Genomic DNA, 20414 nt, shown 5'->3' on the forward strand with positions numbered 1-20414 from the left:
CTGGCACGGCTGGGACGGAAGTCGCTGTCGTTCTCAAAATCGGTGGAGCTGCATGACAAAGTCATCGGGCATTATCTGAACATAAAACACTATCAATAAGTTGGAGTCATTACCGCATCAAGAATAAGCAGTACGTCCAGATTGATTCGCATAATGGGAAAATATCCTGAAAATTAAACCACTACGTTGTAACGAATAGTGAAAAACAAAGCCAGTGAATAAATTAGATATAAGCATCGCATTTTTTTGATGCTGATTTATTACCGTCACAAGATGGTAAGTTTTCTTTAATAACTCGTTAGAAATTTCCCGCTATACTCAACAAGCTTTCTGATTCAGGATCCTGCTGCTGACGGCAGTTTAAGACCGTTGCCTTTTAACTTATTGATTAAGAAGGTGTGTTATGTCTATCCGGGAACTGATTGACCCTAAGAACTCTGCGCTTATTTTTATTGACCATCAGCCACAAATGTCATTTGGCGTGGCGAATATTGATCGCCAGACATTAAAAAATAATACCGTAGCGTTAGCGAAAGCCGGGAAAATATTTAATGTTCCGGTCATTTATACCTCCGTCGAAACGAAAAGTTTTAGCGGTTATATCTGGCCAGAATTACTCGCTGTTCATCCTGACGTTAAGCCTATCGAACGTACCTCAATGAACTCCTGGGAAGACGCAGCTTTTGTGAAAGCGGTGGAAGCGACCGGACGTAAAAAACTGATTATCTCCGCGCTGTGGACCGAAGTCTGCCTGACCTTCCCGGCGCTGATGGCGCTGGAAGCGGGCTATGAGGTTTACGTGGTGACCGATACCTCTGGCGGCACCTCCGTGGATGCCCACGAACGTTCAATCGATCGCATGGTGCAGGCCGGTGCGGTGCCGGTGACCTGGCAGCAGGTGCTGCTGGAGTACCAGCGTGACTGGTCGCGTAAAGAGACCTACGACGCGGTGATGGATCTGGTGCGTGAACACAGCGGCGCCTATGGGATGGGCGTGGATTACGCCTACACCATGGTGCATGGCGCGCCTGAGCGCAAAGCTTAAGGCCTGAGATCCGGTGGGGTGATGACCCCGCCGGTTTGCAAGCGCAAGGAACCTATCGTCATGACGCAAAAGCATGTCACGCTGGTCATTACCCACGCTATTCGCCCCGAACACGTTGCGCAGTATGAAGCCTGGCTGGGCGAGATTATGCCTATCGCCGCTAACTATCCGGGCCATCTGGGGGCCAACGTTATTCGCCCGGTCGATGGGCAAACGGCCTGGAATATCATCATCCGCTTCGACACCATCGAACACCTTTATGGCTGGACCCAGTCTGACGTGCGGCGCAAGCTGGTTGAGGAGATTGCCCCGGTGCTCGGAGAGGGCGACCGTACCGAAGTGCGCACTGAAGCCGCCTTCTGGTTTACCCCGCCCGCCGCCAACGTCCGTCAGCCGAAGCGCTGGAAACAGTTTCTGATAACGCTGCTGGTGATTTTCCCCAGTACCAACCTGGTGCCCGCGATTACCGGCATGCTGCTGCCGTCGTTAAAGGGAACCCTGTCGCTGCATTTTATCAATGATGCCTGTGTGGTCGCGCTGGTGGTCTGGTTCTGGATGCCCATCGTGACCCGCCTGTTTGCCGGTTGGCTGAAAAAAGCCTGAACCGACGCGAGGAGAACGCTATGTCACAAACCGCTACCCTGATTTTAACCCAGGGGCAGATTCACACGCTTGACCCGCAACAGCCGCTCGTGGACGCGGTGGCCATTGCCGGCGGCAAAATTCTGGCCGTCGGCAGCGACGCGCAGATGATGTCCTGGGCGGGCGAAGGCACGCAGATTGTCGACCTGCATGGTCACACGGTGATCCCTGGCCTTAACGACTCGCACCTGCACCTGATTCGCGGTGGGCTGAACTACAACCTGGAGCTGCGCTGGGAAGGCGTACCGTCGCTGGCGGATGCACTACGCATGCTCAAAGAGCAGGCCGACCGTACGCCGTCGCCGCAGTGGGTGCGCGTGGTGGGCGGCTGGAGCGAGTTCCAGTTTGCCGAACGCCGGATGCCAACGCTGCAGGAGCTTAACGACGCCGCGCCAGATACGCCGGTATTTGTGCTGCACCTCTACGATCGCGCGCTGCTCAACCGCGCCGCGCTGAAGGCGGTGGGCTACACCAAAGATACGCCAGCCCCTGCGGGCGGCGAGATTGTTCGCGACAACAACGGCAACCCGACCGGGATGCTGATTGCCAAACCTAACGCCATGATCCTCTATGCGACGCTGGCCAAAGGGCCGAAGCTGCCGCTGGAGATGCAGGTCAACTCCACCCGTCAGTTTATGCGCGAGCTTAACCGGCTGGGGCTGACCAGCGCCATTGATGCGGGCGGCGGCTTCCAGAACTACCCGGAAGATTACGAAATTATTGAGCAGCTGCACGCCAATAAGCAGATGACTATCCGCATCGCCTATAACCTGTTTACCCAGCGTCCGAAGCAGGAGGTCGAGGATTTCGAACGCTGGACGGATATGCTGAAACCGGGGCAGGGCACCGACTTCTACCGTGCCAACGGCGCGGGCGAGATGCTGGTCTTCTCGGCGGCCGACTTTGAAGATTTCCTGCAGCCGCGTCCGGATCTGCCACCGGGGATGGAAGATGAGCTTGAACGCGTCGTCCGTCACCTGGTCGAACATCGCTGGCCGTTCCGTCTGCACGCCACTTACGATGAATCAATCAGCCGCATGCTGGACGTGTTCGAGAAGGTTAACCGTGATATTCCGTTTAATGGCCTTCATTGGTTCTTTGACCACGCAGAGACCATCACCGAGCGCAATATTGAGCGTGTGAAGGCGCTGGGCGGCGGGATTGCGGTGCAGCACCGTATGGCCTTCCAGGGGGAATACTTTGTCGATCGCTACGGCAAAGACGCGGTGAAACACACGCCGCCGGTGGCAAAAATGCTGGAGATGGGCGTTCCTGTTGGCCTGGGGACGGACGCCACCCGCGTGGCAAGCTACAACCCGTGGACGGCACTGTACTGGCTGGTTTCCGGGCGTACCGTCGGCGGTATGGCGATGTATGACGATGAAAACCGTCTGCCGCGCGATGTCGCGCTGGAACTGTGGACGGCAGGCAGCGCTTGGTTCTCCAGCGAGCAGGGCAAAAAAGGCCGTATTGCCGCCGGGCAACTGGCGGATCTGGTGGCGTTGTCGAAGGACTACTTCAGCGTGCCGGAAGAAGAGATCAAAGGCATTGAGTCGGTGATGACGATTGTCGATGGCCGCGTGGTCTACGCTGCTGGGCACTTCACGCCGATCGCCCCGCCGTCGATTCCGGTGGTGCCAGATTGGTCGCCAGTGGTGAAAGTACCGGGCCACTATCGCTCCGCGCCTCCGGGTTCTGAGCATATCGGCGCGGTGGTTCAGATGCACCAGTGCTGCGGCAGCTGCGGCGTACACGGGCATCAGCATGACATTGCGCGTCAGTCTGGTATTCCGGTATCTGACGATCGTGCCTTCTGGGGGGCGCTTGGCTGTTCTTGCTTCTCGTTCTAAAACGGCACCGCTGACGCCGGGGAAACAAAAAAGGCTCGCACAATGCGAGCCTTTTTTTGACGAAACGTCAGCCGATTACAGGCTAGAAACGTTCTCGCTCAGGTACTTAGCAACGCCGTCTGGAGACGCGTTCATGCCTTCTTTCCCTTTTTCCCACTGCGCCGGGCACACTTCGCCGTGCTGCTCGTGGAACTGCAGCGCATCTACCATACGCAGCATTTCGTCGATGTTACGGCCCAGCGGCAGGTCGTTAACCACCTGGTGGCGAACCACGCCGTTAGCGTCGATCAGGAAGGAGCCGCGCAGTGCAACGCCTTCGTCTGGATGTTCGATGCCGTAAGCTTTCTGAATTTCACGCTTAACGTCGGCAACCATTGCGTATTTCACTGCACCGATGCCGCCTTTGTCGACAGGGGTGTTACGCCATGCGTTGTGAACGAATTCGGAGTCAAAAGAGACGCCAACCACTTCAACGCCGCGCTTCTGGAACTCTTCGTAACGTTTGTCGAAGGCAATCAGCTCGGACGGGCAGACGAAGGTGAAGTCCATCGGCCAGAAGAACAGAACGGTGGCTTTACCCTGGGTGTGCTGTTTGAAATTGAATTTCTCAACGATTTCACCGTTGCCCAGTACCGCTGCTGCGGTGAAGTCAGGCGCTTGACGAGTAACCAGAACCATGGGTTCTCCTTTGAATTTATAAGGTTAATGGAACGCAACGCGGGCCAGTATAGGGAGGGTAAGCGGGGAACACAAAAAGACTATGACGATTAATAAGATAGGATTCACCTATCAATTGTTATTTTACCGAAGGAATAAGCATAGCCGTTCCGTGGCCCGATGCAAGCCCTACAGCGCTTTGTTTTTCGCCTGCGCCATCATCTGCGGATAGAACTGCCAGAAACGCGTTTCCAGCGCATCATAGTGCGCGTCGAGGTCATGCCATGAATCGCGCAGCGCATCGAGCTTAGGGCGACGGCTGGCCATCCCGTTCAGCACCCGCTGGATAAAGTCCATCTCACCGTAGCGCTCTAGCCAGCGTTCAGACCACAGGTGCTCGTTCAGCGCCAGAAAGCGTTCTGGCGCGTCCGGAAGGATCGTGGTGACTTCGGCACGGGCGTAGCGGGTGAACTCGGGCAGGGCTATCTCTGGCGAGATTTGTGCCCAGTGGCGCGAAAGGAAGTGGTCCCACATGACGTCGAGGGTAATCGGTGCGACGCGGCGCGTTTCGGGACGGAACCATTCGCGCGCTTCTTTTACCTGCGGCAAATTATCGGTCATCACGTCAATGCGGCGATGCATATAGATGCCGTCAACGATGTCGGCCGGGTAATCCTGCTGCGGGTTACCGCGAACAAAATCTGCCAGCAGGTTTCCCGATAGCGAGCTATTGGCCAGGTGCGCGAGATGCAGGTGAGCGAGAAAATTCATTGTTAAACGTTTATCCAGAGGGGTAAGGGTTGCAGGGATGTCTCCCCGGCACTAGACTACCCGCCTCATTATTAAGCCCAGAGTCACAGTCATGCGCGTTGCCGATTTCTCCTTTGAACTACCCGAATCCCTGATTGCCCACTATCCACAAGCCGAGCGTAGCAGCTGTCGCTTGCTCTCTCTGGACGGGCCGACGGGCGCGCTGACGCACGGTACTTTCACCGATTTGCTCGACAAGCTCAACCCTGGCGATCTGCTGGTTTTTAACAATACCCGCGTGATCCCGGCGCGCCTGTTTGGCCGTAAAGCCAGCGGCGGCAAGATTGAAGTACTGGTCGAGCGTATGCTGGATGATAAACGTATTCTGGCACATATTCGCGCCTCTAAGGCGCCGAAGCCGGGTGCGGAACTGCTGCTGGGCGATGATGAAAGCATTAAGGCAACGATGGTTGCGCGTCATGATGCGCTGTTTGAAGTCGAGTTCGACGACGAGCGCAGCGTGCTGGATATTCTGAACGCTATCGGCCACATGCCGCTGCCGCCGTATATCGACCGTCCGGACGAAGACGCTGACCGCGAGCTGTATCAGACCGTGTATAGCGAAAAACCAGGTGCCGTTGCGGCACCGACCGCGGGCCTGCACTTCGACGAACCGCTGCTGGCGAAGCTTCGTGAAAAGGGCATCGAGATGGCGTTTGTCACCCTGCACGTGGGCGCAGGTACTTTCCAGCCGGTGCGCGTCGACAGCATTGAAGACCACATCATGCACTCCGAATACGCGGAAGTGCCGCAGGACGTGGTTGATGCGGTACTGGCGGCGAAAGCGCGCGGCAACCGCGTGATTGCCGTTGGCACCACCTCCGTTCGCTCGCTGGAAAGCGCAGCGCAGGCGGCAAAAGATGAGCTGATTGCACCGTTCTTCGGCGACACGCAAATCTTTATTTTCCCAGGCTACCAATACCAGGTGATTGATGCACTGGTGACCAACTTCCACTTGCCAGAATCGACGCTGATTATGCTGGTGTCCGCTTTTGCCGGTTATCAGCACACCATGAACGCCTATAAGGCTGCTGTAGAACAAAAATATCGCTTTTTTAGTTACGGTGATGCCATGTTTATCACGTACAATCCGCAGGCTATTTTTGAGCGTGTCGGGGAGTAAGTTCCCGGCATGAGAATTTAACGTCGGACTGTTTTTCTGACGCAGGAGTAAAGATGAAATTTGAACTGGATACCACAGACGGTCGCGCCCGCCGCGGCCGCCTGGTTTTTGATCGTGGCGTAGTTGAAACGCCTGCCTTTATGCCGGTGGGTACCTACGGCACCGTTAAGGGCATGACGCCGGAAGAAGTAGAAGCGACCGGCGCGCAAATCATTCTTGGCAACACCTTCCACCTGTGGCTGCGCCCGGGCCAGGAAATCATGAAGCTGCACGGTGACCTGCACGATTTCATGCAGTGGAAAGGACCAATCCTGACCGATTCCGGCGGCTTCCAGGTCTTCAGCCTGGGCGATATCCGTAAAATCACCGAGCAGGGCGTGCACTTCCGCAACCCTATCAACGGCGACCCGATCTTCCTCGATCCGGAAAAATCGATGGAAATTCAGTACGATCTCGGTTCCGATATCGTGATGATTTTCGATGAATGTACGCCGTACCCGGCGGATTGGGACTACGCCAAGCGCTCGATGGAAATGTCTCTGCGCTGGGCTAAACGTAGCCGCGACCGTTTCGATGGCCTTGGCAACAAAAATGCGTTGTTTGGCATCATTCAGGGCAGCGTTTACGAAGATTTACGTGATATCTCCGTCAAAGGTCTGGTGGAGATTGGCTTTGATGGCTACGCTGTCGGCGGCCTGGCGGTAGGTGAACCGAAAGAAGACATGCACCGTATCCTGGAGCACGTTTGCCCGCAGATCCCTGCTGACAAACCGCGTTACCTGATGGGCGTTGGCAAACCAGAGGACCTGGTTGAAGGCGTTCGTCGCGGTATCGATATGTTTGACTGTGTTATGCCAACGCGTAACGCCCGTAACGGTCATCTCTTTGTGACCGACGGTGTGGTGAAAATCCGTAATGCCAAACATAAGAGCGATACCAGCACGCTTGATGCCGAGTGTGATTGCTACACCTGTCGCAATTATTCGCGTGCATACTTGCATCATCTTGACCGTTGCAACGAAATATTGGGCGCGCGCCTCAATACCATTCATAATCTTCGCTACTATCAGCGCTTAATGGCTGGTTTACGCAAGGCTATTGAAGAGGGTAAATTAGAGAGCTTCGTGACCGATTTCTACCAACGCCAGGGGCGTACCGTTCCACCTTTGAACGTTGATTAATTTTAATAATGAGGGAATTTGAATGAGCTTTTTTATTTCTGATGCGGTAGCAGCAACCGGGGCTCCGTCGCAGGGCAGCCCGATGTCTCTGATTCTGATGCTGGTGGTTTTCGGCCTGATCTTCTATTTCATGATCCTGCGTCCACAGCAAAAACGTACCAAAGAGCATAAAAACCTGATGAGCTCCATCGCGAAAGGCGATGAAGTGCTGACTAACGGTGGCCTGGTTGGTCGTGTGACCAAAGTAGCGGAAACTGGCTACATTGCTATCGCACTGAACGACACCACTGAAGTGGTTATCAAACGTGACTTCGTAGCTGCCGTTCTGCCGAAAGGCACCATGAAGGCGCTGTAATATTTCGTTTTCCCAAAGGGAACTGCCGTGTTAAACCGTTATCCTTTGTGGAAGTATGTCATGCTGATCGTCGTTATTGTCGTCGGTCTGTTGTATGCGCTTCCCAACCTGTATGGTGAGGATCCGGCCGTTCAAATCACTGGCGTGCGCGGCGTCGCCGCCAGTGAGCAAACGCTGATCCAGGTCCAGAAAACGTTACAAGAAGAAAAAATTACCGCTAAGTCTGTGGCACTGGAAGAGGGCGCTATTCTTGCGCGCTTCGACACCACCGACATCCAGCTGCGTGCGCGTGAAGCGCTGGTAAACGTGCTGGGTGACAAATACGTCGTGGCGCTTAACCTTGCTCCGGCAACACCGCGCTGGCTGGCTGCGATTAACGCAGAGCCAATGAAGCTCGGTCTTGACCTGCGTGGTGGTGTGCACTTCCTGATGGAAGTGGATATGGACACTGCGCTGGGCAAACTCCAGGAGCAAAATATCGATAGCCTGCGCAGTGACCTGCGTGAAAAAGGCATTCCTTATACTACCGTTCGCAAAGAAGACAACTACGGTCTGAGCATCACTTTCCGTGATAGCAATGCACGTGATGAAGCGATCTCTTATCTGAGCAAGCGCCATCAGGATCTGGTGATTTCCAGCCAGGGTAGCACTGCGCTGCGTGCGGTGATGACCGATGCTCGCCTGAGCGAAGCCCGCGAATATGCGGTTCAGCAGAACATCAACATTCTGCGTAACCGTGTTAACCAACTGGGCGTTGCTGAGCCAGTGGTTCAGCGTCAGGGTGCTGACCGCATCGTGGTTGAACTGCCAGGTATTCAGGACACCGCGCGTGCGAAAGAGATTCTGGGTGCGACTGCGACCCTGGAATTCCGTCTGGTAAACACCAACGTTGACCAGGCTGCGGCTGCCTCTGGCCGCGTGCCGGGCGACTCCGAAGTGAAAGATACCCGTGAAGGTCAGCCAGTTGTGCTGTACAAGCGCGTGATTCTGACCGGTGACCATATCACCGACTCCACTTCAAGCCAGGATGAGTACAACCAGCCGCAGGTTAACATCTCGCTCGATAGCGCGGGTGGTAACATCATGTCTAACTTCACTAAGGACAACATCGGTAAGCCGATGGCGACCCTGTTCGTGGAGTACAAAGACAGCGGTAAGAAAGACGCTAACGGTCGCGCTATTCTGGTGAAACAGGAAGAGGTGATTAACATTGCCAACATCCAGTCTCGTCTGGGCAACAGCTTCCGTATTACCGGTATCAGCAACCCGAATGAAGCGCGTCAGCTCTCTCTGCTGCTGCGTGCCGGTGCGCTGATTGCACCGATTCAGATTGTTGAAGAACGTACTATCGGCCCAACCCTGGGTATGCAGAACATCAAGCAAGGTCTGGAAGCGTGTCTGGCCGGTCTGGTGGTCTCTATCCTGTTCATGCTCTTCTTCTATAAGAAGTTCGGTCTGATCGCGACAAGCGCACTGCTGGCTAACCTGGTACTGATCGTCGGTATCATGTCACTGCTGCCGGGCGCGACGTTGAGTATGCCGGGTATCGCGGGGATTGTGTTAACCCTTGCGGTCGCGGTCGATGCTAACGTACTGATCAACGAACGTATTAAAGAAGAACTGAGTAACGGACGTTCGGTACAACAGGCAATCAACGAGGGCTATGCCGGCGCGTTCAGTTCCATCTTCGATGCGAACATTACGACGCTGATTAAAGTCCTGATCCTGTATGCAGTCGGCACCGGGGCAATTAAAGGGTTCGCGATTACTACCGGTATCGGTGTGGCAACGTCGATGTTTACCGCGATTGTCGGTACGCGTGCCATCGTAAACCTGTTGTATGGCGGCAAGCGCGTCAAAAAGCTGTCAATCTGAGGAGTGCGATGTGGCACAGGAATATAGTGTTGAACAATTAAACCACGGCCGTAAAGTCTATGACTTTATGCGCTGGGACTACTGGGCTTTCGGCATCTCAGGTTTCCTGCTGATCGCGGCCATCGTGGTGATGGGCGTACGCGGGTTTAACTGGGGTCTCGATTTCACCGGCGGTACGGTGATTGAAATTACGCTGGAAAAACCGGCGGACATGGACTTGATGCGCGATGCGCTGGAGAAAGCGGGCTTCGTTGATCCGCTTCTGCAGAACTTCGGCAGCAGCCATGACATCATGGTACGTATGCCACCAACCAAAGGTGCGGATGGTGGACAGGTACTGGGTAGCAAAGTGCTGAGTGTGATTAACGAATCCACCAGTCAGAATGCTGCCGTGAAGCGTATTGAATTCGTTGGGCCAAGCGTGGGGGCCGATCTGGCGCAAACCGGTGCGATGGCGCTGATTGTCGCGCTGATCTCTATCCTGGTGTACGTCGGTTTCCGCTTTGAGTGGCGACTGGCGGCAGGTGTGGTTATCGCGCTGGCGCACGACGTTATCATTACGCTCGGGATTCTGTCGTTGTTCCATATCGAGATTGACCTGACCATCGTGGCATCGTTGATGTCGGTCATCGGTTACTCGCTGAACGACAGTATCGTGGTATCTGACCGTATTCGTGAAAACTTCCGCAAGATTCGTCGCGGTACGCCGTACGAAATCTTTAACGTGTCGCTGACCCAGACGCTGCACCGTACGTTGATTACGTCCGGTACCACGTTAGTGGTTATTCTGATGCTGTATCTCTTCGGTGGTCCGGTACTGGAAGGCTTCTCGCTGACTATGCTTATCGGTGTTTCCATCGGTACCGCATCGTCTATCTACGTAGCCTCGGCGCTGGCGCTGAAGCTGGGTATGAAGCGTGAGCATATGCTGCAGCAGAAAGTGGAGAAAGAAGGGGCGGATCAGCCGTCAATTCTGCCGTAATCTGCCGCTCTGAGGGCACGAATAAAAGCCGCAACGCCGTAGGGTGTTGCGGCTTTTTTATTGCCCATTTAGACTGTGCGTATTCCCTTACATTGAACACGACATATCGAGTCATTATGGCCATCATCCCAAAAAACTACGTGCGGCTGGAAAGCGGCTACCGTGAAAAAGCGCTGAAACTGTTTCCGTGGGTCTGCGGGCGCTGTTCGCGCGAGTTCGTCTACTCCAACCTGCGTGAGCTGACGGTTCACCATATGGATCACGACCATACCAACAACCCGGAAGATGGCAGCAACTGGGAGCTCCTGTGCCTGTTCTGTCACGATCACGAACACTCGAAGTACACCGAGGCAGACCAGTACGGTTCTACGGTCGTCGCCGGGGAAGATGCGCAGAAAGACGTGGGCGAGGCGACCTACAACCCGTTCGCTGACCTGAAAGCGATGCTGAACAAAAAGAAATAGCCGACGTGCTGTAACGCGTACATCGTTGCTGGAATCCCGATCGCAAGGTCGGGATTTTTTTGTTTTTACATCATGAAGATAGTGGTGAGCGGAGTAGAATCAGCGGCAAGCCGGGTCTCCCGGTGAGGCGCAGTGTTGCGGGGGCTTGATCCCCGGTGGCCTTGTCGCTGGAAAGAGAAAACCCCCGCACGTTGTTCGGTATTCACCGGCAACATAACGGGGGCTAACTTGACTCCAGACAAGTTGAGGATAGCCGCGAACCGTTGCCATTGCAACCAAGGCGGCTGTATGACGCTCACGGAAGTTTGCATTATTGTCTGGCACGATCTGGCCGCACCTACGCTGGTCGGTATTGCGACAGGTCTGTTTTTAGGCTGGTGGCATAGTCAGAGATAAAGCGAGGTGGGCGAACCTGCCGCCCGCGTGGCAGCATGCGCCCGAAACAGGCCAGAGGGAAACCTCTGGCCTTTTTTGCGGTGTCGAACTTAGAAGTTGTAACCTACAACAAAGTAACCACCCCAACCGGTAGACTTAGCGCTGAAATCGCCTTCGCCCCAGTTCAAAGTAGAACCTGCTTTCCACTGGCCACCACTATGGAAGTAACGGGCAACGACGGAGTAGTGCCAGTGATCGTAGTTCAGGGCCAGAATGTGGCTGGATGCGATGGAGTTGCTGGTACGGTTCGGTTCGTCGCCGAGATCGGAACCCCAGTCGAAGTTGGTGAAGCCGATATAGCTCAGCTTGCCGCCCCACAGGTCACTGATTGGCACAAAGTATTTCACTTTGAAGCGGTAGCCATCCCACTCGTTTTCGTTCGCGGCACCGTAGTTTTGCCACTGGTATTTAGCATACACGTTCAGGGACAGGCTCATCGGCAGGCCGGTGTCGATATCGGTACCCAGACCCATATACCAGGTGCTCTGACGGCCATCTTCGTTACGACCCATGTCGTAGATGTAGTTATTGGCGAAATACCATTCTTTGAATGGACCGAAGCTCAGATCGGTTCCTGTCAGTTTATCGATGGAGAAGCGTGGTTCAATTTCCATAAACAGCGGAGAACCATGGTTCCAGATACCTTTCGCAGTGCTGTTACCGCCGAAGAACACCGGTGCATCCATGTAGCCATAGAAGTCGAACCAATCTTTTTTCGCAAAAGCTTCGTATTCCAGATAGGTATCGTTACGGATCTGCGGCGAGAAGCGGGTGTGATAGCTACCCACCACGTTTACGCTCTGATGCCACCAGTCGGAGACATACTGAGGTTGAGAGTCGCCTGCTGCGTTAGCAGTGAAAGATGCGGAGAGCGCCAGTGCAGCACCGGCTGCTAATAATGTTTTTTTCATATTTGTGCCACTAATAAAAAAAATCGAAAGAGAGTGATTTTTATCACCGAAGTTTTTCTAAATGTTTCGTGTTTCTGCGAGCCTATTATATGAATCCTTGCTCACGAAAATCAGTCACAGTTCACACATTTTTCAAACGCGTAATCGATTGCGTTCACGTTTGCGTAGATTAGACGCCGCGATTGTACTGATGGGGTGAATTATTGCAAATGTTTACATACGAGAAATGTGTTTCAGGCGTGGGAAAGAGAAGGCGAGTTCAGGGGGAGTATTGTTACAACTCCCTCCTGTAGAACGGTTACTGTGCTTTGGCAGGCTGCACGTCGTGAATACGAACAAAGCCGAGCTGATCGGGGGTAACGCCGTTAAGCTGCAGCGGGATATCGACGTCGCTCGGTGCCAGCACGCTTGCCGGCGCGGAGAAGAGCTGATTCTGCACGTTGACCTCTTGATACTGCTCGGTTGTGCCCTGAATCTGACCCCACTCGACGGTGCCGGTGAAGGCCGGGAGCGCCTCGTTCGATTCCCCCTGGATGCGCAGCGTCACCGCCGTGCCCTGAGCGTTAGCGGCGATATTGCGCAATGACATGCGCAGAGTGCCCACCTGGCTGTTCAGACGGGCAGGCGTGTTAGCGCCGGGAAGCAGGTAGACACCGCGCGTAGACTTCGCATTCAGCGCGTTTTGCTGAGTGATTTTCACCGTCTCTTTATTCAGCTGCGTCATCTCGGTACTGAGCGCGCTAATGCTTTGGTGCATCTGCTTAACTTCAGACTGTTGCGCACAGGCGCTCAGGCTGACGAGGCTTCCCAGCAGGGCGATTCTTAGGTAACGTCTTGTCATGCTGTCTGTTTCCTTCTCTTCGGGATAACGCAATGGTAGCGCGCAATACGGCATCTGGCATCGATCCTTTGTCTCAAAAAGCGCTGCGCCTTTGTTGTATCCGCAGTTCAGGGTAAAATAGATTCCCATCACCTCATCGTCAGGACGTCGTATGCACTGCCCATTCTGTTTCGCCGTAGACACTAAAGTCATTGACTCCCGTCTCGTGGGAGAAGGTTCTTCCGTTCGCCGCCGTCGGCAATGCCTGGTGTGCAACGAGCGCTTTACCACCTTTGAAGTGGCAGAACTGGTGATGCCGCGCGTGGTGAAAAGCAACGACGTGCGTGAACCGTTTAATGAAGATAAGCTGCGTAGCGGTATGCTGCGCGCCCTGGAAAAACGCCCGGTTAGTTCCGATGATGTAGAAATGGCGATTAACCATATCAAATCGCATCTTCGCGCGACCGGTGAACGTGAAGTGCCGAGCAAACTGCTGGGTAACCTGGTCATGGAACAGCTGAAAAAGCTCGATAAAGTGGCCTATATCCGCTTTGCGTCGGTATACCGCAGCTTTGAAGATATTAAAGAATTTGGCGAAGAGATCGCCCGCTTACAGGACTAAGCTATGCACGATGAAATGTACATGGCGCGCGCGCTAAAGCTGGCGCAACGCGGTCGCTTCACCACGCATCCCAACCCACGCGTGGGCTGCGTGATTGTCAATCAGGGCGAAATTGTTGGCGAAGGTTTCCACTACCGCGCCGGTGAACCGCATGCGGAAGTGCATGCGCTGCGCATGGCGGGTGATAAAGCGAAAGGCGCTACCGCCTATGTGACGCTCGAACCATGCAGTCACCATGGCCGCACACCACCGTGCTGTGACGCGCTGATTGCCGCGGGCGTTTCCCGCGTCGTCGCCGCTATGCAGGACCCAAACCCGCAGGTTGCAGGGCGCGGACTGTACCGCCTGCAGCAGGCGGGTATTGAAGTCAGCCACGGTCTGATGATGAGCGAAGCCGAAGCGTTGAACAAAGGCTTCCTCAAGCGGATGCGCACCGGTTTCCCGTATATCCAACTGAAGCTTGGCGCGTCGCTCGACGGCCGCACGGCAATGGCCAGCGGTGAAAGCCAATGGATTACCTCGCCGCAGGCGCGACGCGACGTTCAGCGCCTGCGCGCAGAAAGCCACGCGATTCTAACCAGCAGCGCGACGGTGCTGGCGGATGACCCGGCGCTGACCGTGCGTTGGGACGAGCTCAATGCCGAAACGCAGGCGCTCTACCCGCAGGAAAATCTGCGCCAGCCGTTGCGCATCGTTATTGATAGCGGCAACCGCGCCAAGCCGGAGCACCGCATTGTGCAGCAGCCGGGTGAAACGCTGTTTGCGCGCACCGAGGATGATACTCGCGTGTGGCCGGAAGGCGTGCAAACGCTGAAAATACCGGAGCACAATGGTCACCTCGATCTGGTGCTGCTGATGATGCAACTGGGCAAACAGCAGATTAACAGCATCTGGGTGGAGGCGGGGCCAACGCTTGCTGGCGCGCTGATTCAGGCGGGGCTGGTTGACGAGCTTATCGTCTATATCGCGCCTAAACTGTTAGGAAGCGATGCGCGGGGATTATGTGTGCTGCCAGGCCTTGAGAAACTGGCCGACGCCCCCCATTTCAAATTCAACGAGATACGCCAGGTGGGCCCGGATGTGTGCCTGCATTTAACCACTGCGTGAGGCTTTCCGAATTAGAGGAAGCAGCGCCCAGAATATTATGATAAAATCCGCCCCCCTGCGGGGCAAATGAACCCAAAGGAAGAGTATGAACATTATTGAAGCTAACGTTGCTACCCCGGACGCTCGCGTCGCCATCACCATCGCGCGTTTCAACAACTTTATCAATGACAGCCTGCTGGAAGGTGCTATCGACGCCCTGAAGCGCATTGGTCAGGTTAAAGATGAAAACATCACCGTTGTTTGGGTTCCAGGTGCTTATGAACTGCCTCTGGCGGCTGGCGCACTGGCAAAAACCGGTAAATACGATGCGGTGATCGCGCTGGGTACAGTTATCCGTGGCGGTACTGCGCACTTCGAATATGTTGCTGGCGGGGCAAGCAATGGCCTGGCGCACGTCGCTCAGGACAGCGAAATCCCGGTAGCCTTTGGTGTTCTGACCACCGAAAGTATTGAACAAGCCATCGAACGCGCTGGCACAAAAGCCGGTAACAAAGGTGCAGAAGCTGCACTGACCGCGCTTGAAATGATTAATGTATTGAAAGCCATCAAGGCCTGATTTTTGTAAGGGGAAATCCGTGAAACCTGCTGCTCGTCGCCGCGCCCGTGAGTGTGCCGTCCAGGCGCTCTACTCCTGGCAGTTGTCCCAGAACGACATCTCCGATGTTGAATACCAGTTCCTGGCGGAACAAGACGTTAAAGATGTCGACGTCGTGTACTTCCGTGAACTGCTGTCCGGGGTGGCGACTAACAGCGCGTACCTCGACGGATTGATGAAGCCATACCTGTCCCGTATGCTCGAAGAGCTGGGCCAGGTAGAGAAAGCCGTACTGCGCATCGCGCTGTTCGAGCTGTCGAAGCGTGATGATGTGCCATACAAAGTGGCTATCAACGAAGCTATCGAACTGGCAAAAACCTTTGGCGCTGAAGACAGCCACAAGTTTGTCAACGGCGTGCTGGATAAAGCCGCTCCTGCTATTCGTCCCCACAAAAAGTAATCTCCAGGCCGGGTTTTGCCGAATCTCTTTCTGGCGAATCCCGGCCTTGTTTTATCCTTCTGCTGAGGCATAACGTATGGCATGCGGCGAATTCTCCCTGATTGCCCGTTATTTTGACCGAGTACGAAACGCCCGTCTTGATGTAGAAACCGGAATCGGCGACGACTGCGCGTTACTCAATATTCCCGAAAAACAGACCCTGGCTATCAGCACCGACACGCTGGTGGTGGGCAACCATTTCCTTCCTGATATCGACCCGGCTGACCTGGCCCACAAAGCGCTGGCGGTAAACCTTAGCGATTTAGCCGCAATGGGTGCTGACCCAGCCTGGCTGACGCTTGCGTTGACGCTGCCCGCGGTGGATGAAGCCTGGCTGGCGGCGTTTAGTGACAGGCTGTTTGAGCTGTTAAGCTACTACGATATGCAGTTAATTGGCGGCGACACCACCAAAGGGCCGCTGTCGATGACGCTGGGTATTCACGGCTACGTGCCGGTGGGCCGCGCGCTAAAACGTTCGGGTGCAAAACCGGGTGATTGGATCTACGTGACCGGCACGCCCGGTGACAGCGCGGCGGGCCTGGCGTTGATTCTGAATCAACTGACGATTGATAACCCTGAAGATGCAGCCTATCTGCGTCAGCGCCATCTGCGCCCGACGCCGCGTATCCTGCAAGGGCAGGCGCTGCGCGACCTGGCAAACTCGGCTATCGATCTCTCCGACGGTCTGATTTCCGATCTGGGGCATATCCTTAATGCCAGCGGCGTAGGGGCTCGGGTTGACCTCGATCTACTGCCATATTCCGACGCGCTGCGTCGCCATGTACAGCCGGAGCAGGCGTGCCGCTGGGCGCTTTCCGGCGGTGAAGACTATGAGCTCTGCTTTACCGTTCCAGAACTGAACCGCGGCGCGCTGGAAGTGGCGCTGGGTCAACTGGGCACACCGTTTACCTGCATCGGGCAAATCAGCGCCGATGTGGAAGGACTGCATTTCACCCAAGAGGGGAAAGCGGTGCAGCTCGACTGGAAGGGATACGATCATTTTGGCTAAGTACGATGAAGCAAAAAGCCGTCTGAATTTACGCAACCCCTGGCACCTGCTGGCAACGGGATTTGGCAGCGGTCTGAGTCCGATAATGCCGGGTACGGCTGGCTCGATTGCCGCCATTCCCTTCTGGTACGTGCTGACGTTTCTGCCGCTACAGCTCTATTCGCTGGTGGTGATGTTCGGTATTTGTATCGGTGTTTATATCTGCCGCCGTACGGCGCGTGATATGGGCACGCATGACCACGGTAGCATCGTCTGGGATGAGTTTATCGGCATGTGGATCACGCTGATGGCAATTCCGGTCATCAACTGGCAATGGGTGTTGGCGGGGTTTGTGCTGTTCCGTATTTTTGATATGTGGAAGCCCTGGCCTATTCGCTGGTTCGACCGAAACGTCCATGGTGGAATGGGGATTATGGTCGACGATGTTATCGCCGGGGTGATTTCGGCGGGGATACTGTTTGTGGTGGGGCATTATATTCTGTGATGTTACTGTAGCCCGGCTGAGCAGAGCGACGCCGGGGAGGGTACGAAGCTGCCCCGGGGTCGGCGTGACCGCCTCGCCCGGGCTACAGATTATTTGAACCCAACCACCGGATGCGGCTGATACGGCGCTTCCATTGACGCAATCTGTTCCGGCGTCAGCGTAATATCCACCGCGTTCAATAGCTCATCCAACTGATCCTCGCGCGACGCTCCAATAATCGGTGCCGCAACGCCAGGTTTACTCAGCAGCCATGCCAACGCCGTCTGCGCTCGGCTGGCTTCAACTTCCTGCGCGACCCGCTCCAGTTCCCCGGCAATCTGCTCATCGTTCTCTTCGGTTGAGCTATACAGCGTTTGCCCAAACTCGTCGGAGACCAGTCTGGCGGTCGTCTCGCCCCACGGACGCGTCAGGCGACCGCGCGCCAGCGGACTCCACGGAATCACCGCTACCCCTTCCTGAGTGCAGAGCGGCAGCATATCGCGCTCCTCTTCCCGGTAGATCAGATTGTAGTGATCCTGAATGGTGACGAACGGTGTCCAGCCGTTGGTTTTTTGCAGCGCCAGCACGTGGGCAAACTGACGAGCGTGCATTGACGATGCGCCAATAAATCGTGCCTTGCCGGACTTCACTACCTCATCCAGCGCTTCCAGCGTCTCCTCAATGGGCGTGCGGTAGTCCCAGCGGTGAATTTGCAGCAAATCGACGTAGTCCATCCCGAGGCGCTTCAGGCTGTCGTCAATGGAGCGAAGAATTTGTGCGCGGGACAGACCTTCTTCAAGGTCACCCACTTGATGATAAACCTTGGTGGCGACCACTACTTCATCACGGCGAGCGAAATCGCGCAGCGCACGGCCGACAATCTCTTCGCTGCTGCCGTCAGAATAGCTATTAGCGGTGTCGAAAAAGTTGATGCCGCCTTCGATGGCGCGCTGGATGATGGGGCGACTGCTGTCTTCCGGAAGCGTCCAGGCGTGTTTACCCCGATCCGGTTCGCCGAAGGTCATACAGCCAAGGCAAAGACGAGAGACCCGAAGGCCGGTGTGTCCTAACGTATCGTATTGCATGAATCAGCTCCTGCTAGCGGGTAAGCGGTTTACCTTTAAGCATAGCAGGAGCGATGGGGAGGATTATGCTAGCCAGCCCGCGATCTTCGCTTCGATACCGGCGGCATCCAGGCCGAGGTCGGCTCGGGCCTCTTCCTGCGTGCCCTGCGGAACGAAGAAGTCAGGCAGACCGAGATTCAGCACCGGCACCGGTTTACGATGTGCCATCAGCACGTCGTTGACGCCGCTACCCGCGCCGCCGATGATGGCGTTCTCTTCCAGCGTCACCAGCGAGTCGTGGCGTGCGGCCATCTCGAGGATCAGGCTTTCATCCAGCGGTTTGACAAAGCGCATATCAACCAGCGTGGCGTTCAGTTTCTCGGCGACGATTTCCGCTTCGGCCAGCAGGGTACCGAAGTTGAGGATCGCCAGCTTCTCGCCTTCGCGTTTCACTACGCCTTTGCCGAGCGGCAGTTTTTCCAGCGGCTGAAGTTCAGCACCGGTACCGCAGCCGCGCGGATAGCGTACCGCGCTTGGGCCGTCGCTGTAGTGATAGCCGGTATAGAGCATCTGGCGACATTCGTTTTCATCGCTTGGCGTCATGATGACAAAGTCAGGGATGCAGCGCAGATAGGAGATATCAAACGCGCCCTGGTGCGTCTGACCGTCGGCGCCGACAATGCCTGCGCGATCGATAGCAAACAGTACCGGCAACTTCTGGATAGCCACATCGTGGATCACCTGATCGTAGGCGCGCTGCAGGAAGGTAGAGTAGATAGCCACGATCGGTTTGTAGCCGCCAATCGCCAGGCCCGCGGCGAAAGTCACCGCGTGCTGTTCGGCAATTGCCACGTCGAAATACTGGTCAGGGTATTTTTTCGAGAACTCCACCATGCCGGAGCCTTCGCGCATCGCTGGCGTCACCGCCATCAGCTTGCTGTCTTTCGCCGCGGTTTCGCACAGCCAGTCACCGAAAATTTTCGAGTACGACGGCAGGCCACCGCTGCTTTTTGGCAGCTTACCGCTGGTGTGATCAAACTTCGGCACCGCGTGGAAGGTAATAGGATCTTTTTCGGCCGGCTCATAGCCACGGCCTTTTTTGGTCATGATATGCAGGAACTGCGGGCCTTTCAGGTCGCGCATGTTCTTGAGCGTATTCACCAGCCCCAGTACGTCGTGACCGTCAACTGGCCCGATGTAGTTGAAACCCAGCTCTTCAAACAGCGTGCCCGGCACCACCATGCCTTTGATATGTTCTTCGGTACGCTTCAGCAGCTCTTTAATCGGCGGTACGCCGGAGAAGACTTTCTTGCCGCCTTCACGCAGGGAAGAGTAGAGCTTGCCGGAAAGCAGCTGCGCCAGATGGTTGTTCAGCGCGCCGACGTTCTCAGAGATAGACATTTCGTTGTCGTTCAGCACCACCAGCATATCGGGCTTGATATCGCCCGCGTGGTTCATCGCTTCAAACGCCATACCGGCGGTAATCGCGCCATCGCCAATCACGCAGACGGTGCGACGCTGTTTGTTTTCTTTGCCCGCCGCAACCGCAATACCAATACCGGCGGAAATCGAGGTGGAGGAGTGACCGACGCTCAGCACGTCGTACTCGCTCTCGCCGCGCCACGGGAACGGGTGCAGGCCACCTTTCTGGCGAATGGTATCAATTTTGTCGCGACGGCCGGTCAGAATTTTGTGCGGATAGGCCTGATGGCCGACGTCCCAGATAAGCTGGTCGAACGGCGTATTGTAGACGTAGTGCAGCGCCACGGTGAGCTCCACCGTGCCAAGCCCGGAGGCGAAGTGTCCGCTGGAACGGCTCACGCTGTCGAGCAGGTAACGGCGCAGCTCGTCACACAGCTTCGGCAGGCTCTCTTTTGGCAGCAGACGTAATTCCTGAGTGGAATCGACCAGCGCCAGGGTCGGGTATTTGGCAATATCAAAACTCATCTGAGACTCATTTATGGT

The 20414-nt window shown here is 55.5% G+C and carries 23 protein-coding genes; 17 read left to right on the forward strand and 6 right to left on the reverse strand.

Annotated elements, in window-relative coordinates; genetic code table 11:
• From FHC49_RS10360 to FHC49_RS10375, 4 genes are all read left to right on the forward strand, one after another.
• Positions 1-99: IS1 family transposase (locus FHC49_RS10360; protein ID WP_000641146.1), on the forward strand; the 99-nt coding region annotated here is incomplete at its 5' end.
• A gap of 304 nt (positions 100-403) precedes the next feature.
• Positions 404-1045 (forward strand): hydrolase, encoded by a 642-nt coding sequence (locus tag FHC49_RS10365; RefSeq protein WP_185667181.1) that lies wholly within the window; start codon positions 404-406, stop codon positions 1043-1045.
• Positions 1046-1105: 60 nt separating this feature from the next.
• On the forward strand, positions 1106-1648 hold the full coding sequence (locus FHC49_RS10370) for an antibiotic biosynthesis monooxygenase (RefSeq protein ID WP_370631759.1): 543 nt from the start codon (positions 1106-1108) through the stop codon (positions 1646-1648).
• Positions 1649-1668: 20 nt separating this feature from the next.
• Positions 1669-3537 (forward strand): amidohydrolase, encoded by a 1869-nt coding sequence (locus FHC49_RS10375; protein ID WP_220439700.1) that lies wholly within the window; start codon positions 1669-1671, stop codon positions 3535-3537.
• A gap of 75 nt (positions 3538-3612) precedes the next feature.
• On the opposite strand, the gene FHC49_RS10380 is transcribed toward FHC49_RS10375, so the two are convergent.
• Both FHC49_RS10380 and acpH read right to left on the reverse strand, forming a co-directional pair.
• Positions 3613-4215: a peroxiredoxin gene (locus tag FHC49_RS10380; protein ID WP_064547849.1), complete on the reverse strand. Its 603-nt coding sequence runs from the start codon at positions 4213-4215 to the stop codon at positions 3613-3615.
• 168 nt (positions 4216-4383) lie between these two features.
• A complete protein-coding gene (gene acpH / locus FHC49_RS10385; RefSeq protein ID WP_220439701.1) occupies positions 4384-4965 on the reverse strand; it encodes an ACP phosphodiesterase in 582 nt (193 codons plus the stop codon).
• Positions 4966-5056: 91 nt separating this feature from the next.
• Between acpH and queA the strand changes: the two genes are divergently transcribed.
• From queA to FHC49_RS10420, 7 genes are all read left to right on the forward strand, one after another.
• Positions 5057-6127 carry a tRNA preQ1(34) S-adenosylmethionine ribosyltransferase-isomerase QueA gene (queA, locus tag FHC49_RS10390; protein WP_185667177.1) on the forward strand — a complete coding sequence of 357 codons (1071 nt, stop codon included), beginning with the start codon at positions 5057-5059 and terminating at the stop codon, positions 6125-6127.
• A 53-nt stretch (positions 6128-6180) separates the two neighbouring features.
• Positions 6181-7308 (forward strand): tRNA guanosine(34) transglycosylase Tgt, encoded by a 1128-nt coding sequence (gene tgt, locus FHC49_RS10395; RefSeq protein ID WP_123649993.1) that lies wholly within the window; start codon positions 6181-6183, stop codon positions 7306-7308.
• A gap of 22 nt (positions 7309-7330) precedes the next feature.
• Positions 7331-7663, forward strand: coding sequence for a preprotein translocase subunit YajC (yajC, locus tag FHC49_RS10400; protein ID WP_123649994.1), 333 nt, complete (start codon positions 7331-7333; stop codon positions 7661-7663).
• A 27-nt stretch (positions 7664-7690) separates the two neighbouring features.
• Entirely contained in the window at positions 7691-9538 is a 1848-nt protein-coding gene (gene secD, locus FHC49_RS10405) for a protein translocase subunit SecD (protein WP_185667176.1), read from the forward strand.
• 10 nt (positions 9539-9548) lie between these two features.
• The gene (gene secF / locus FHC49_RS10410; RefSeq protein ID WP_185667175.1) at positions 9549-10520 is read left to right on the forward strand and encodes a protein translocase subunit SecF; all 972 of its coding nucleotides are present in this window, start codon (positions 9549-9551) and stop codon (positions 10518-10520) included.
• A gap of 116 nt (positions 10521-10636) precedes the next feature.
• Entirely contained in the window at positions 10637-10984 is a 348-nt protein-coding gene (gene yajD / locus FHC49_RS10415; RefSeq protein ID WP_035895149.1) for an HNH nuclease YajD, read from the forward strand.
• 288 nt (positions 10985-11272) lie between these two features.
• On the forward strand, positions 11273-11380 hold the full coding sequence (locus FHC49_RS10420) for a type I toxin-antitoxin system toxin Ldr family protein (RefSeq protein ID WP_035895150.1): 108 nt from the start codon (positions 11273-11275) through the stop codon (positions 11378-11380).
• An 89-nt stretch (positions 11381-11469) separates the two neighbouring features.
• On the opposite strand, the gene FHC49_RS10425 is transcribed toward FHC49_RS10420, so the two are convergent.
• Both FHC49_RS10425 and FHC49_RS10430 read right to left on the reverse strand, forming a co-directional pair.
• The gene (locus tag FHC49_RS10425; RefSeq protein ID WP_220439702.1) at positions 11470-12330 is read right to left on the reverse strand and encodes a nucleoside-specific channel-forming protein Tsx; all 861 of its coding nucleotides are present in this window, start codon (positions 12328-12330) and stop codon (positions 11470-11472) included.
• A 298-nt stretch (positions 12331-12628) separates the two neighbouring features.
• Entirely contained in the window at positions 12629-13171 is a 543-nt protein-coding gene (locus FHC49_RS10430) for a DUF3251 domain-containing protein (RefSeq protein ID WP_220439703.1), read from the reverse strand.
• Positions 13172-13322: 151 nt separating this feature from the next.
• On the opposite strand from FHC49_RS10430, the gene nrdR reads away from it, so the two are divergent.
• From nrdR to pgpA, 6 genes are all read left to right on the forward strand, one after another.
• Positions 13323-13772 (forward strand): transcriptional regulator NrdR, encoded by a 450-nt coding sequence (nrdR, locus tag FHC49_RS10435; RefSeq protein WP_052283888.1) that lies wholly within the window; start codon positions 13323-13325, stop codon positions 13770-13772.
• A gap of 3 nt (positions 13773-13775) precedes the next feature.
• On the forward strand, positions 13776-14879 hold the full coding sequence (gene ribD, locus FHC49_RS10440; protein ID WP_220439704.1) for a bifunctional diaminohydroxyphosphoribosylaminopyrimidine deaminase/5-amino-6-(5-phosphoribosylamino)uracil reductase RibD: 1104 nt from the start codon (positions 13776-13778) through the stop codon (positions 14877-14879).
• Positions 14880-14964: 85 nt separating this feature from the next.
• A complete protein-coding gene (gene ribE, locus FHC49_RS10445; RefSeq protein WP_001021161.1) occupies positions 14965-15435 on the forward strand; it encodes a 6,7-dimethyl-8-ribityllumazine synthase in 471 nt (156 codons plus the stop codon).
• Positions 15436-15454: 19 nt separating this feature from the next.
• Positions 15455-15874: a transcription antitermination factor NusB gene (gene nusB / locus FHC49_RS10450; RefSeq protein ID WP_185667171.1), complete on the forward strand. Its 420-nt coding sequence runs from the start codon at positions 15455-15457 to the stop codon at positions 15872-15874.
• A gap of 76 nt (positions 15875-15950) precedes the next feature.
• The gene (gene thiL, locus FHC49_RS10455; RefSeq protein WP_185667170.1) at positions 15951-16922 is read left to right on the forward strand and encodes a thiamine-phosphate kinase; all 972 of its coding nucleotides are present in this window, start codon (positions 15951-15953) and stop codon (positions 16920-16922) included.
• Entirely contained in the window at positions 16915-17406 is a 492-nt protein-coding gene (gene pgpA, locus FHC49_RS10460; protein WP_255581328.1) for a phosphatidylglycerophosphatase A, read from the forward strand. The genes thiL and pgpA overlap by 8 nt, the downstream gene beginning before the upstream one ends.
• Positions 17407-17495: 89 nt before the next feature.
• Here the strand turns inward: pgpA and FHC49_RS10465 are convergent, their stop codons facing one another.
• Positions 17496-18470 carry an aldo/keto reductase gene (locus FHC49_RS10465; protein WP_220439706.1) on the reverse strand — a complete coding sequence of 325 codons (975 nt, stop codon included), beginning with the start codon at positions 18468-18470 and terminating at the stop codon, positions 17496-17498.
• Positions 18471-18533: 63 nt separating this feature from the next.
• Positions 18534-20396, reverse strand: a complete 1863-nt coding sequence (gene dxs / locus FHC49_RS10470) for a 1-deoxy-D-xylulose-5-phosphate synthase (RefSeq protein ID WP_220439707.1) — start codon at positions 20394-20396, stop codon at positions 18534-18536.
• Between the last annotated feature and the right edge of the window lie 18 nt (positions 20397-20414).

This window comes from Kluyvera sp. EC_51 (assembly GCF_019584505.1).
GTDB classification, from domain to species: Bacteria; Pseudomonadota; Gammaproteobacteria; order Enterobacterales; family Enterobacteriaceae; genus Kluyvera; species Kluyvera sichuanensis.

Bases quoted from the DNA above. Each gene is read 5' to 3' on its own strand.
- FHC49_RS10375 (WP_220439700.1), top strand. From the start codon at position 1,669: ATGTCACAAACCGCTACCCTGATTTTAACCCAGGGGCAGATTCACACG.
- ribD (WP_220439704.1), top strand. From the start codon at position 13,776: ATGCACGATGAAATGTACATGGCGCGCGCGCTAAAGCTGGCGCAACGC.
- yajD (WP_035895149.1), top strand. From the start codon at position 10,637: ATGGCCATCATCCCAAAAAACTACGTGCGGCTGGAAAGCGGCTACCGT.
- FHC49_RS10370 (WP_370631759.1), top strand. From the start codon at position 1,106: ATGACGCAAAAGCATGTCACGCTGGTCATTACCCACGCTATTCGCCCC.
- dxs (WP_220439707.1), bottom strand. From the start codon at position 20,396: ATGAGTTTTGATATTGCCAAATACCCGACCCTGGCGCTGGTCGATTCC.
- queA (WP_185667177.1), top strand. From the start codon at position 5,057: ATGCGCGTTGCCGATTTCTCCTTTGAACTACCCGAATCCCTGATTGCC.
- FHC49_RS10365 (WP_185667181.1), top strand. From the start codon at position 404: ATGTCTATCCGGGAACTGATTGACCCTAAGAACTCTGCGCTTATTTTT.
- acpH (WP_220439701.1), bottom strand. From the start codon at position 4,965: ATGAATTTTCTCGCTCACCTGCATCTCGCGCACCTGGCCAATAGCTCG.
- nrdR (WP_052283888.1), top strand. From the start codon at position 13,323: ATGCACTGCCCATTCTGTTTCGCCGTAGACACTAAAGTCATTGACTCC.
- FHC49_RS10425 (WP_220439702.1), bottom strand. From the start codon at position 12,330: ATGAAAAAAACATTATTAGCAGCCGGTGCTGCACTGGCGCTCTCCGCA.
- FHC49_RS10430 (WP_220439703.1), bottom strand. From the start codon at position 13,171: ATGACAAGACGTTACCTAAGAATCGCCCTGCTGGGAAGCCTCGTCAGC.
- FHC49_RS10465 (WP_220439706.1), bottom strand. From the start codon at position 18,470: ATGCAATACGATACGTTAGGACACACCGGCCTTCGGGTCTCTCGTCTT.
- ribE (WP_001021161.1), top strand. From the start codon at position 14,965: ATGAACATTATTGAAGCTAACGTTGCTACCCCGGACGCTCGCGTCGCC.
- FHC49_RS10380 (WP_064547849.1), bottom strand. From the start codon at position 4,215: ATGGTTCTGGTTACTCGTCAAGCGCCTGACTTCACCGCAGCAGCGGTA.
- yajC (WP_123649994.1), top strand. From the start codon at position 7,331: ATGAGCTTTTTTATTTCTGATGCGGTAGCAGCAACCGGGGCTCCGTCG.
- thiL (WP_185667170.1), top strand. From the start codon at position 15,951: ATGGCATGCGGCGAATTCTCCCTGATTGCCCGTTATTTTGACCGAGTA.
- tgt (WP_123649993.1), top strand. From the start codon at position 6,181: ATGAAATTTGAACTGGATACCACAGACGGTCGCGCCCGCCGCGGCCGC.
- FHC49_RS10420 (WP_035895150.1), top strand. From the start codon at position 11,273: ATGACGCTCACGGAAGTTTGCATTATTGTCTGGCACGATCTGGCCGCA.